The sequence below is a fragment of the Holophagales bacterium genome (assembly GCA_016719485.1).
Lineage (GTDB): Bacteria > Acidobacteriota > Thermoanaerobaculia > UBA5066 > UBA5066 > UBA5066.
In genome coordinates this window covers 97,810-110,958 of record JADJZB010000022.1, presented here as the reverse complement: position 1 = coordinate 110,958, position 13,149 = coordinate 97,810, and the positions used below count along the sequence as shown (strand labels likewise).

Annotated in this window: 8 protein-coding genes; 5 read left to right on the top strand and 3 right to left on the bottom strand. The window is 69.6% G+C overall.

Annotated features, from left to right (window positions below):
* The first annotated feature begins 29 nt into the window (after nucleotides 1–29).
* A complete protein-coding gene (locus IPN03_15390; GenBank protein ID MBK9375062.1) occupies nucleotides 30–2,891 on the top strand; it encodes a DUF11 domain-containing protein in 2,862 nt (953 codons plus the stop codon).
* Between the two features lie 113 nt (nucleotides 2,892–3,004).
* Here IPN03_15390 and IPN03_15385 read toward each other — a convergent pair whose 3' ends face one another.
* Nucleotides 3,005–4,711: a Kef family K(+) transporter gene (locus tag IPN03_15385; protein ID MBK9375061.1), complete on the bottom strand. Its 1,707-nt coding sequence runs from the start codon at nucleotides 4,709–4,711 to the stop codon at nucleotides 3,005–3,007.
* A gap of 133 nt (nucleotides 4,712–4,844) precedes the next feature.
* Nucleotides 4,845–5,459 (bottom strand): PEGA domain-containing protein, encoded by a 615-nt coding sequence (locus IPN03_15380; protein ID MBK9375060.1) that lies wholly within the window; start codon nucleotides 5,457–5,459, stop codon nucleotides 4,845–4,847.
* Nucleotides 5,460–5,682: 223 nt separating this feature from the next.
* On the opposite strand from IPN03_15380, the gene IPN03_15375 reads away from it, so the two are divergent.
* The 3 genes from IPN03_15375 (at nucleotide 5,683) to IPN03_15365 (ending at nucleotide 10,005) form a co-directional block, all read left to right on the top strand.
* Nucleotides 5,683–7,320 (top strand): C69 family dipeptidase, encoded by a 1,638-nt coding sequence (locus IPN03_15375; protein ID MBK9375059.1) that lies wholly within the window; start codon nucleotides 5,683–5,685, stop codon nucleotides 7,318–7,320.
* A 55-nt stretch (nucleotides 7,321–7,375) separates the two neighbouring features.
* On the top strand, nucleotides 7,376–9,625 hold the full coding sequence (locus tag IPN03_15370; protein ID MBK9375058.1) for a carbohydrate binding family 9 domain-containing protein: 2,250 nt from the start codon (nucleotides 7,376–7,378) through the stop codon (nucleotides 9,623–9,625).
* A gap of 173 nt (nucleotides 9,626–9,798) precedes the next feature.
* Nucleotides 9,799–10,005 (top strand): hypothetical protein, encoded by a 207-nt coding sequence (locus IPN03_15365; GenBank protein MBK9375057.1) that lies wholly within the window; start codon nucleotides 9,799–9,801, stop codon nucleotides 10,003–10,005.
* A gap of 34 nt (nucleotides 10,006–10,039) precedes the next feature.
* On the opposite strand, the gene IPN03_15360 is transcribed toward IPN03_15365, so the two are convergent.
* Nucleotides 10,040–10,744: a cytidylate kinase-like family protein gene (locus IPN03_15360; protein ID MBK9375056.1), complete on the bottom strand. Its 705-nt coding sequence runs from the start codon at nucleotides 10,742–10,744 to the stop codon at nucleotides 10,040–10,042.
* Between the two features lie 256 nt (nucleotides 10,745–11,000).
* On the opposite strand from IPN03_15360, the gene fadB reads away from it, so the two are divergent.
* Nucleotides 11,001–13,148: a fatty acid oxidation complex subunit alpha FadB gene (fadB, locus tag IPN03_15355; protein ID MBK9375055.1), complete on the top strand. Its 2,148-nt coding sequence runs from the start codon at nucleotides 11,001–11,003 to the stop codon at nucleotides 13,146–13,148.
* The last annotated feature ends 1 nt before the right edge of the window (nucleotide 13,149 follow it).

Below are 13,149 nucleotides of genomic sequence, written 5' to 3'. Positions count from 1 at the left end.
CGCCGGACCGGCGCCCGAGAGGAAACCCCATGCGCCAGACCTGGATCGTCCCCTCTATCCTCGCCCTTTCGCTCGGCGTTTCCGCCGGCACCGTTCGGGCGCAGGTCGCGGGCGGCCTGCCCGTCGTCGAGATCGCTCCGCAGGACGACGCCCCTGAGAAAGCGGGCACGAGCGTTCCGATGACGGGGTCGAGGGAACCGCGGGTCTCCAGGGTCGGTTCCGTGAGGCGCGGTCAGGGGCTGGGTCGTGAGGTCGAGCCGAACGGAACGGCCGTCACGGCCACTCTCCTCGGCGGATCGAGCGCCGTCCTCGAAGGGAACGTCTTCCCCAACGGCGACGTCGACTTCTACGTTTTCGCCGCCGGGGCGGGAGACCGGGTCTATGCCGCCACGATGACCTCGCTCAGCGCGAACGCGTCGGTCGACTCGGTCCTCGACCTGCTCGCCACCGACGGGACGACCGTCCTGGAGACGGACAACGACGACGGCAGCTTCGGCGCGACGTCCTCCTCGATCGCGGGCTTCACGATTCCCTCGGCCGGGAGCTACTACCTCCGGGTGAGGCACAACGTCGGCACGAGCCAGCTGCGCCCCTACCGCCTCTATTTCCAGCTGCGGACCGGCGCCCCGACGGCGGAAATCGAGCCCAACGACACCCTGCCGGGACAGGGGCTACCCGCGGGCGGGTGGGTGAGCGGTTCCACCAGCGCGACGACCGACGTCGACCTCTACTCCGTCGCCCTGAACGCAGGGGACACCGTCTTCCTCTCGCTCGACCTCGACCCGGAGCGGGACACGACGGAGTGGAACGCCCAGCTCGGGCTCGGTCCGTTCGGCGCGGGCGCCTCGATCCTCGTCGTGAACGACGCCGGGACCCTGACCCCCGACTCCGAGGCGTACTTCATGACGGTCAGCGCCGCCGGCAACTATTCGGTCTTCGTCGGCGTTCCCGCGGGAGGGACGACCTTCGGGACGTATCACCTGAGCGTGACGGTCTTCCCCGCCGTGGACGAAGGGGTCGCCTGCACGACGTACACCTCGACGGACGTGCCGTCCGTCATTCCGACGGGGCCCGGGATCATCACGTCGACGCTCAACATCCCGGGCAACCCCCGGATCGCCGATCTCGACGTCTCGATCCAGTTGACGCACGACTTCATGGCGGACCTCGACGCCGAGCTGACGGCCCCCGGCGGCAACACCGTGGGTCTCTTCACGGACATCGGGTCGGCCGTGGCCGGAGTCCAGACGACGATGGACGTCACGCTCGACGACGAAGCGGGCGCTCCCATCGGCTTGTACACGATCGTCCAGGGCCTCACGTTCGCCCCGGAGCTCGCCTATCGCCTGTCGTGGTTCGACGGCCAGCCGGCGGGCGGAACGTGGACGCTCACGCTCCGCGACGACGCGGCGGGAGACGGCGGCACGCTGACCGGCTGGAGCATCCGGGTCTGCGAGCCGCCCCCCGCGGCGACGTGCGCGGCCGGCTACGCCCCGACGACCGTGTACGCGACCGACTTCGAATCGGGGGCGGCCGGCTTCACGCACTCCGGGACGCTGGACGAGTGGGAGATCGGCCTCCCGACGTTCGCCCCCGTGACGGGCTGCAACAGCGGCGCGAACTGTTTCAAGACCGACCTCGACAGCGGCTACAACGCCTCGAGCGACCAGGAGCTCCTCTCGGCGCCGATCGACCTGACGGGGCTTTCGGGACCGGTCGTCGTGACGTGGGCCCAGAAGTACCAGATGGAGAGCGCCACGTTCGACACGATGCTCGTCGAGATGCGCGAGGTCGGCGCTCCCGCGAACGCGATCCGGTTCTTCGACTGGCTCGGCGCCACGATGACGAACACGGTCGGAAACCCCTCCACGACCACCCAGGAGGCGGCGGGCTGGGGGCTCTTCTCGGCGAGAGCGGACGACCTGGCGGGGCTGAACACCGAGCTGAGTTTCCGCCTCACGAGCGACACGACCGTGCAGCTCGCGGGGCTGGCCATCGACGACGTCACCGTCACCGCCTGCCTGGCCCTGCCGACGCTCGCGATCACGAAGACCGACGGCCTCGCCGCGGCGGTCGCGGGGCAGGCCACCACTTACACCATCGTCGCGTCGAACGCCGGGCCGGGCCCCGCGCCGGCAGCGACGGTCAACGACACGTTCCCGGCGGCGTTCTCGGGTGCCATCTGGACCTGCATCGCGGCCGGGGGGGCGACCTGCACGGCGGCCGGGGCGGGGAACCTCGCCGACGCCGTCTCGCTTCCCGCGGGCGGGTCCGTCACCTACACCGTGCAGGGAACGATCTCCGCGGCGTTCGTCGGCGTCCTTTCCAACACCGCCTCGGTCGACGACGGCGGGACGCCCGTCGAGGCGACCGACGTCACGCAGGTCAGCGCTCCCGCCCTCGTGACCGGCACGAAAACAGTCTCCGGGGCGTTCGTCCCGGGAGGAGGCGTCGTCTACACGATCGTCCTGACGAACTCCGGTGGCGGGTCGCAGCTCGACAACCCGGGCGACGAGTTCACCGACGTCGTGCCCGCGCCCCTCGTCGTCGGGGCCGTCGGGGCCAGCAGCGGGACCGCGGGCGCTGCGGGCAACACCGTGACCTGGAACGGCTCGATCCCCTCGGGCGGCTCGGTCACGATCACGATCCAGGCGACGATCTCATCCGTCGACCCGGGCCTCGTCGTGAGCAACCAGGGGTCGATCGCGTTCGACGCGGACGGGAACGGCACGAACGAGTCCGCGACCGTGACCGACGACCCGGGAACGGCCACGAGCGGCGATGCAACGGCTTTCGCCATCGCGGCGGAGTCGATCCCGTCGCTTTCCACCCTCGGTCTCCTGGCGCTCGCGGCGGCGCTTGCTCTCGCGGGAGCGTGGCGTCTGAGGTAGCGGTCGCGGGCCGCCCGGGCCTTCGGCAGAACGCAGCCGGCGCCCGTCCGACCAGGTGGTCGGCGGGCGCCGATCCTCTTTTTCGGGGTAGCCTCCCCGACGCCGGACGGGCTTCAGCCGGCGGCGGGGTGGTCCATCCGCGCGAGGACGTGCCCCGCCATCGCGAGGGCGAGCTCGTGCTCGCCCATGAAGACCGTCCCCGCCTTCTCCTCGCGCAGGAGGTCGGCCTCCTCCTCCGTGTGCGTGCGCAGGACGATCTCGATCGACGGGTTCAGGAGCCGGGCCGTCTCGACCATCTTCCGGACTTTCGCCGGGTCTGGTGTCGCGACGACGAGCATCGCGGCATTGGCGATGTGGGCCTGGACGAGGACGGCCGGGTCCGACGCGTCGCCGGAAACGGCGGGAACGCCCTTCTCGCGGAGCGCGGCGACGGCTTCCCGGCTCATCTCGGCGACGACGAACGGGACATTCCTCTCGGCGAGCGCTTCGGCGATGCGCCGGCCGACGCGGCCGTACCCGACGAGGACGACCTGGCCCGCGAGCCGCGACTCGTCGACGGTCGCCGGGAGCGCGGCCGTCTCGTGCTCCAGAGCGGCCAGGTGCCGCGCAAGGGCCGACTTCCGCTTGAGCCACTCCGTCAGCGGCCCCACCGTGGAGAAGACGACCGGATTGAGGCCGATCGAGATGATCGAGCCGACGAGGATGAGGCTGTGCCCCGCGGCGGGGAGGAGGCCGAGGTCGCGGCCGAGGACCGCGATGATGAAGGCGAACTCGCCGATCTGCGCGAGCGCCGCGCCGACCGTCAGCGCGGTGTGGAGCGGGTAGCGCATCGCCAGGACGAGCCCCACGGCGCCGATCGTCTTCCCGAGCATGATGATCGCGACGACCATCAGCACCTTCACGGGCTGCTCGACGAGGACCCGCGGGTCGAAGAGCATTCCGACCGAGACGAAGAAGAGGACCGAGAAGGCGTCGCGCAGGGGGAGAGACTCCTCGGCCGCGCGGTGCGCGAACTCCGACTCGCGCATCATCATTCCGGCGAAGAACGCCCCGAGCGCGAACGAGACGTCGAACAGCATCGCCGAGCCGTAGGCGACGCCGATGGCCGTCGCCAGGACGCAGAGCGTGAAGAGCTCCCGCGAACCCGTCCGTGCCACCCAGAAGAGGATCCGCGGGAAGACCCTTTTGCCGACGACGAGCATCAGGACGACGAAGAGGGCGACCTTGCCGAGCGTGATCGCGACCGCCGCCAGGAGGCTCCCTCCGGCCGCTGCGCCGGCGGAGGCGTTTCCGCCGAGGAGGGTCGCGAGCGGCGGGAGGAGGACGAGGGCGAGGACGCAGGCGAGGTCCTCGACGACGAGCCAGCCGATCGCGATCCGCCCGTCCTGAGACTCGAGGATCCCCCGGCTCTCGAGGGCCCGGAGGAGGACGACCGTGCTCGCCGTCGCGAGCGAGAAGCCGAAGACGAGCGCCGCGCCGGTGCTCCATCCCCAGAGCTTCGCGGCGCCCATCCCGAGGAGCGTCGCGAGCGCGATCTGGACGATTGCGCCGGGAACCGCGATCTTCTTGACGGAGAGGAGCTCCCCCATCGACAGGTGCAGCCCGACGCCGAACATCAGGAGCATCACGCCGATCTCGGCGAGCTGGCTCGCGAGCCCCATGTCGGCAACGAAGCCGGGCGTGGCCGGCCCGATGACCATGCCCGCAACGAGGTATCCGACGATCGCCGGCACCTTCAGCTTCGACGCGATCAGGCCGAAGACGAGCGCGAGGCCGAAGCCCGCGGCGAGCGTCGTGATGAGGCCGACTTCGTGAGGCACGCGGCTCCTTCCCCCGTCGCGCGGGGTCAGTGCAATCTTGCTTCAACGTTCCCGCTCCCGGAAAGATTCCCGGAAGCGAGGGCGGCGGCGACCGAAGAGGCGGGGATCGGAGCCGTCGGCCCGGGTCCGGTCGTCACGGCTTCGGCAGCGGCCTCGGCAGCATCACCCGGAACTCGTACAGCCCGTCCTTGCGTTTCTTCATCTCCTCGAGCGCGGGCGTGCAGGCGCACTCGGACTTCAGCCCGTCGATGAGGGGGAGGACGTCCGTGGCGCCCGACGCGACGCCGGTGACGAGGGTCCCTCCGGGCACGTTCTTCCGGTCGAGGATCACGGCGCGGACCGGGACCGGCGTCGGCGCGGGGGTCGCGCCCGGGGGAGGCGTCCAGCCGGGCGGAAACGGAGTCGGCGTCGCCTTCGGTTTCAGGCCGAGAATGCGGACGTCCTTCGTGTCGCCCTCGGCCACCGTGACCTTCACCAGCTTCGGCTCGAAGCCCGGCTTCTCCACGCGCAGCGTGTAGGTCCCCGCGGGCAGGTCCTCGATGACGAGACCCTGCCGGAGCGCATCGGTGGTCCCGGCCGGCGCGTCGTCGAGGAAGACGGAGAGGCCCGGCGCCGCCACGACGCGTATCGACGAAAAACCCCTGGGCCTGGAGATGACCCCGAACTTCGGCAGCTCGACCGCCGCCGCGGGTCCCGCGAGGACCAGGGCTGCGAGAAGCGTACCGATGTGAAAGGGGGCTCGGTTCACGGCACCGCCATCGTATTCGCGCAAGGGCCCGGGAGCGAGCGGGGCCGGGACTGCTCCCACGACCCGGCCGCGCGGCTGCGAGCGACGCCCGGCACCTCCTGTCGAAGTCGGAGCCCTCTCGCGGCGCGCGCCGGACCCGTTCCTCCGGTAGGATCCCCGGTCGGGGCGGCTCCCCGCGGCGCACGCGGGCAGGGCGGCCCCGTCAAGGAGCCGCGAACCCCTCATGAGAAAGCCCGCTGCCCTCCTCGCCCTCGCGACGACCTTCGCCCTCGTCACGCCCGACGCCCTCGCCTGCACGAACATCCTCGTGACGAAGGGGGCCTCGGCCGACGGCTCGACGATGATCACCTACGCCGCCGACAGCCACGAGCTGTACGGCGAGCTCTACTTCACGCCGGCGGGGGTCCACACCTTCGGCGCGATGCGCGAGATCGTCGAGTGGGACACCGGCAAGACGCTCGGCCGGATCCCGCAGGTGTCCGTGACGTACCAGGTCGTCGGGAACATCAACGAGCACCAGGTCTCGATCGGCGAGACGACGTTCGGCGGGCGGAAGGAGCTCGCCGGGCCGGCCGGGATCATCGACTACGGCTCGCTCATGTGGCTCGGCCTCGAGCGCGGGAAGACGGCGCGCGAGGCGATCGACGTCATGACGAAGCTCGTCGACGAGTTCGGCTACGCCTCGTCGGGCGAGTCGATCTCGATCGCCGACCCGAACGAGGCCTGGGTCCTCGAGATCATCGGGAAGGGCGAGAAGCAGAAGGGGGCGGTCTGGGTCGCCGTCAAGGTCCCCGACGGGATGATCTCGGCCCACGCGAACCAGCCCCGCATCCGGCAGTTCTCCCTGAACGACCCGAAGAACGTCCTCTACTCGAAGGACGTGATCTCCTTCGCGCGCGAGAAGGGGTGGTTTTCGGGGAAGGACGAGGAGTTCTCGTTCGCCGACGCGTACGCCCCGCTCCGGGCGAGCACCCTCCGGAGCTGTGACGGGCGCGTCTGGAGCGTCTTCCGCCGCGCGGCGCCGTCGCTGAACCTCTCCTCCGACTGGATCCTCGCCGTTCCGGGCGCCAAGCCGATGCCCTGGGCGATCAAGCCGGACAGGAAGCTGTCGACGAAGGACGTCATGGAGCTGATGCGGGACCACTTCGAGGGGACCGAGCTCGACATGACGAAGGACATCGGCGCCGGGCCGTTCGTCCTGCCGTACCGCTGGCGCCCGATGGGCTTCAAGGTGGACGACGTCGACTACGTCCACGAGCGGGCGATCTCCACGCAGCAGACCGGCTACTCGTTCGTCGCGCAGCTCCGGTCGTTCCTCCCGAACCCGGTCGGCGGCGTCCTCTGGTTCGGCCTCGACGACACCTACTCCACGGTCTACACGCCGATGTACTGCGGCATCCGCGAGGTGCCGAAGAGCTTCGCCGTCGGGACGGCCGACTTCTCGGCCTTCTCCTGGGACTCGGCGTTCTGGGTCTTCAACTTCGTCTCGAACTGGGCCTACTCGCGCTACAGCGACATGATCCAGGACGTCCGCACGGTGCAGGGCGAGCTCGAGGGGCGCTTCCTCGCCGAGCAGCCCGAGGTCGAGAAGGAGGCCGTGCGCCTCCACGCCGCCTCGCCGGCCGCGGCCCGCGACTACCTGACGAAGTACTCCGTGGCCGCGGGGGACATGGCCTTCGCCCGCTGGAAGAAGCTCGGCGAGTTCCTCCTCTGGAAGTACATGGACGGCAACGTCCGCGACACGCAGGGCAACGTCACGCACCCGCGCTACCGCGAGGAGTGGTACCGGGCGATCGCGAAGGACGGGGGCGACCGCCTGAAGGCGCGGAAGCTCGCCGAGGAGCCGAAGCGGCCGGAGTAGGAGCACCGGAAGGAGGAGCGAAACCCGGGACCCGCCCGTTCGTATCAGTGAGCGGGTGACAGCCCGAGGTTCCCTCCTCCTCCTCGCCGGGTTGGCCGTCACGGCCAGCCCGGCGCTTTGTCGGCCCTCCTCCGCCGACGAGCTGAGGGGGGCCGAGATCCGGATCTCGAGAGCTTCGGGTCCCATCGCGGTCGACGGCGACCTCGGGGACGACGGCTGGTCCGGGGCGACGCTCGTCGAGACGTTCTACGAGACGAACCCGGGAGACAACCTCCCGCCGAAGGTGCGGACGCTCGCCCGCCTGACGTACGACGACAGGTTCCTCTACGCGGCGCTCGAGTGCGACGACCCGGAGCCGAAGAAGATCCGCGCCCCGTTCTCGCAACGCGACGTCCTGGGCGGCGACACGGACTACGGCGGGATCATCCTCGACACCCGCAACGACGGCCGGACGGCGATCCTCTTCCTCGCCAACCCGCGAGGCATTCAGTACGACGCGGTGACCGACGACGGCAACGAGTCCTCCTCGCCCGACTTCTTCTGGGACGCGGCGGGGAGGCTGACGCCTACCGGCTGGAGCCTCGAGATCCGGATCCCCTTCTCGTCCCTGCGCTACGAGAAGAAGGACCCTCAGACCTGGGGAATCCTCGTCTACCGGAACCGCCCCAGGGACTTCCGCTACCAGATGTTCTCGGCGCGCCTCCCCCGTGGCCGGAACTGCTTCATCTGCTCCGAGAACGTCCTGACCGGTCTCTCCGGCCTGCCGCCCGGCGGGAACCTCGTGGCCGCGCCGTACGTCACTGCTTCGCAGGAGACGGTCCCGCGCGAGGACGGGAGCGGTCTCGTGCGAAAGCCGGCGGAATTCGACGCCGGCCTCGACGTGAAGTGGACCCCCTCGGCAGGGGTCGCCCTCGACGCCACGCTCAACCCCGACTTCTCGCAGATCGAATCGGACGTCGCGAAGATCGGGGTCAACGAGCGCTTCGCGCTCTTCTACCCCGAGAAGCGCCCCTTCTTCCTCGAGGGGGTCGACCTTCTCTCGACGCCCGTGACGGCCGTCTACACCCGGTCGATCACCTCGCCCCGCTGGGGCCTGCGCGGCACGGGAAAGCTCGACGCGACGAGCTGGACGGCCCTCGTCGCGTACGACAGGGGGGGCGGCAGCGTGATCCTGCCGGGACCGAGCGGCTCCGACCTCGCGGACCAGGACTTCTCGTCCCTCGATTTCATCGGCCGCGCCCGGCACGACCTGGGCCGGTCCTTCGTCTCCCTTCTCGTCACCGACAAGGAGATCCAGGGCGGGGGCAGCAACCGGGTCATCGGCCCCGACCTCCGCTTCAGTCCGAGCGAGTCCGACACGGTCACGGGGCAGCTCCTCTTCTCGCGGAGCGACACCCCGGATCGGCCCGACCTCGCGGCGGAGTGGAACGGGCAGGCCCTCTCGGGCCACGGGGCGGACGTCTGGTGGGAGCACTCGACCGAGACGGTCGACTGGGGAGTGGAGTACAAGGACTTCTCCGACGGGTTCCGGGCCGACCTCGGGTTCGTGCCGCAGGTGGGCTTCCGCGAGGGGTTCGTTCAGGGCGGCTACACGTTCCGTCCGAAGGGCTTCTTCTCGCGCGTGAGGCCCTTTGCCTTCGGCGACTACATAGCCGACCGCGAGGGAGACCTCCTCAGCCAGGTCGTTTCGGCCGGCGTCAGCCTCGACGCGAAGTACAACAGCTCCGCGGTCTTCCAGGTGCGGAGCGACAAGGTCCTCGCCGGGGACACGGTGCTCCCGAGGACGCGCCTCGTCTACAGCGTCAGCACGGCCCCGGTCCGCTGGCTCGGGAGGATCTCCGTCGACGGATCGATCGGTGAGGAGATCGATTTCGTCGGCGCCCGTCGGGGCCACGGCGGCCGGACGGCGGGGAGCGTCGTCGTCCGGCCCGGCAACCACCTCGAGCTGGACCTCGTGGGTGAGGTCCAGTGGATGAACGTGAAGCCCGAGGGAGAGACCGGGTCGAAGCGGCTCTTCACGGCCTTCGTCGAGCGGCTGAAGGCGACCTACACCCTCACCGCGAGGAGCTACGTGCGCGTCATCGGGCAGTACGTCGAGACGCGCACGAACCCCGAGCTCTACGCCGAGCCCGTCGAGGAGAGGTCGGGGTCCTTCTCGGCGTCGGCCCTCGTCGCCTACAGGCTGAACTGGCAGAGCGTCGTCTTCCTCGGCTACGGCGACACCCGGACCCTCTCTGAGGAAGGCGGGCTTCCCCCGGGAGCCCGGCAGCTCTTCCTGAAGGTCTCCTACGCCTTCCAGCGCTGAGCTTCCGCTCCCGGCGTAGACTTTGGGCAGCCCAGCACGTCACCGGATACAGCCCGAAGCCTCGAGGGGCCGGGGAGGTCGCCATGCTCGCCCGCGAACGACTCGCGAAGTGCCCGACATGCAAGGGAACAGGCCTCGGGGGCGCCTGCATACGCTGCAAGTCCCTGGGGAGGATGCGCTTCCAGGGTAACGAGGAGCTGTGGATCGTCTGCGGATACTGCCGGGGGACCGGCACGGTCGACTGCCCGCGCTGCAACCGGGAGGGGCGCGTCCGCTACTTCTCGTTCCGCTGTCCCCGCTGCAGCTTCGTCGGGCCCGAGGCCGAAGGGCGCCTCGACGAGCTCTACGCCGACCTCTGCCCGAAGTGCGGCCACTTCTGACCTCCGGGAGTGAAGCCCTGGAGGCGCCTTCCCGCTACGCCCGCGCGAGGACGGCCTCTCCGACGATGCGCGCCGCCTCGTCGATCGGGACCCGGTCGACGTTGATGACGAGGTTGTAGAGAAGAGGGTCGTTCACGTCCGCCTGGAAGGTGCGGCGGATGAAGCTCCGGCGGGCCTTGTCTTCCGCCTCGACGTACGCCCGCGCCGCCTTCTTCGACGTGCCCCGCAGCTCGGCGATGTTGGTGATGCGGCTCTCCAGCGACGCGACGAGCCTCACGTGGAACGCCTCCGGCCGGTGGCCGAGAATGACGTTCGCGCCCCGGCCGACGATGACGACGTTCCCCATCTCGCCGAGCCTCAGGATCGTCTCGGTCGTCTCCTGAATGGGACGCGACGAGGCGCGGTGAAGGCCGAGGAGCTCCTCGATGACGAACGAGACTCCGGAAAGGTGGTCCTCGGGCGACCAGGAGGCGAGGCGATCGGGAAGAGCCTCGTCCTCGAGGATCTTGTCGACGAGCTCCTTGTCCACGACCACCCAGGACCCGCGTCCCTTCGGCTGGGCTCTCTCGAGCCATTCGCAGAGAGCCTCGCCGAAGGCGTTCCCTCCGGCGCCCGTCTGGCGCGACACGGTGACGACGGGGCGCCGGCGTTCGCGCGCCTTCAGCGGACCCTTGGGCGAGGCGCCGAGCATGGCGGCGACGAAGGCGAGGGTCTTCTCTTCGGACGAAACGAAGGACATGTCCATCCCCCTTCCGGTTCTCGAAGATCAGGAGCTGCCTCGAAGTCTACGCTCAGGATTTCGTCGTGACGGGCCGTTCCGCGCGAAGCTCCCGCCGGGCAGACGGACCCGCAGAGTGTAGAACGTAGACCAGACCCCATCCTCCCGGTATGAGGCGCGGCTCATTTTTCGGTGCTCTTGCTGCGGCGCGGCGGATATGATCACGGACCGTTCCGGACCCGATTCCCGACGCACCCGGAAGAAGGAGCAGAGGCGGATGAAGTACGAAGGGCAGGCGATCCAGACCGCGCCGTTGGACGGAGGCTTCGTCGAGCTGACGTTCGACCTGAAGGGCGACTCCGTCAACAAGTTCAACGCCCTGACGATGGGTGAGCTGAAAGAGGTCGTCGAAAAGCTGACGGAGGCGCCTCCGAAGGGGCTCCTCGTGACGAGCGGCAAGGACGTCTTCATCGTCGGCGCCGACGTCACCGAGTTCCTCGGCCACTTCAAGAGGACCGAAGAGGAGCTGACGGCCTGGCTCCTCGAGGCCGACGCGGTCTTCAACGGCATCGAGGACCTCCCCTGTCCGTCGGTCGTCGCGCTGAACGGCTTCTGCCTCGGCGGCGGCTTCGAGCTGGCCCTCTCGGCCCACTTCCGGGCCGCCTCGACGGCGGCGAAGGTGGGCGTTCCCGAGACGAAGCTCGGCATCTTCCCCGGCTGGGGCGGCACGGTCCGCCTCTCGCGGATGTGCGGGGCCGACAACGCCATCGAGTGGATCGCCACGGGCGAGCAGTACCCGGCCGAGGAAGGCCTCAAGATCGGCGCGGTCGACGCCGTCTGCGCGCCGGAGAAGCTCCGCGAGGTCGCCCTCCGGATGCTCCAGGACGCCGCCGACGGCAAGCTCGACTGGAAGAAGCGCCGCGACGAGAAGAAGGCGCCGCTCCAGCTGAACAAGATCGAGGCGGGAATGGTCTTCGAAGGGTCGAAGGCGTTCGTCGGCGGCAAGGCCGGTCCGAACTACCCGTCTCCCGTCGCCGCGATCGAGGCGATGCAGAAGGGAGCCGGCCTCGGGCGCGACGAGGCGCTGAAGATCGAGGCCGCGACCTTCGCGAAAATTGCCAAGACGCCCACCGCCCACGGCCTCGTCTCGGTCTTCCTCGGCGACCAGCTCGTCAAGAAGTTCGGCAAGAAGGCGTCGAAGGGCGCGAAACCCGTGCAGCGCGCGGCGGTCCTCGGCGCGGGGATCATGGGGGGCGGCATCGCCTACCAGTCCGCGTCGAAGGGGACGCCGATCCTGATGAAGGACATCGCGCCGAAGGCGCTCGAGCTCGGGATGGGCGAGGCGGCCAAGCTCCTCGAGAAGCAGGTCGACCGCGGGAAGATGACCGCCGGAAAGATGGCGCAGGTCCTGGCCGGCATCACGCCGACCCTCTCCTTCGGCGACTTCGGCGCCGTCGACATCGTCGTCGAGGCGGTCGTCGAGAACGAGAAGGTCAAGAAAGCGGTCCTCGCCGAGCTCGAGGCGAGCGTGAAGCCGGGTACGATCCTCGCGTCGAACACCTCGACGATCTCGATCACCCGTCTCGCCGAGGCGCTGAAGGCTCCGGAGAACTTCTGCGGGATGCACTTCTTCAACCCGGTCCCGCGGATGCCCCTCGTCGAGGTGATCCGGGGCGCGAAGTCGAGCCCCGAGGCGATCGCCACGACCGTCGCCTGGGCGCAGGCGATGGGCAAGACCCCGATCGTCGTCGGCGACTGCGCCGGCTTCCTCGTCAACCGCGTCCTCTTCCCCTACTTCTCCGGCTTCGAGCTGCTCCTGAAGGACGGCGTCGACTACAAGCGCGTCGACAAGGTGATGGAGAAGTGGGGCTGGCCGATGGGGCCGGCGCTCCTCCTCGACGTCGTCGGGATCGACACGGGCGTCCACGCCGACAAGGTGATGGCCGCCTCCTTCCCCGACCGGATGTCGCACGAGGGGGAGAGCGCCATCGAGAAGATGTTCGCCGCCCAGCGCTTCGGCCAGAAGAACGGCAAGGGCTTCTACGTCTGGGAGCCGCAGAAGAAGGGGCCGCCGAAGAAGGCGGTCGACCCGGTCGCCGAGGAGCTGCTGAAGGCGCACGCGACGGCGTCGCCCGAGGTCTCCGACGCCCAGATCGTCGAGCGGATGCTGCTGCCGATGCTCCTCGAGTGCTCGCGCTGCCTGGAGGACGGCATCGTCGCCTCGCCGACCGAGGTCGACATCGCCCTCGTCTACGGCCTCGGCTTCCCGCCGTTCCGCGGCGGGGTCTTCCGCTGGGCCGACGCCACCGGGACCCCGGCGCTCCTCGCGGCCGCGGAGAAGAACGCGGCGCTCGGCGCCCTCTACGCCCCGACGCAGCAGCTGAGAGACCTTGCCGCCGCCGGCAAGGGCTTCCACGGAGAGTGAT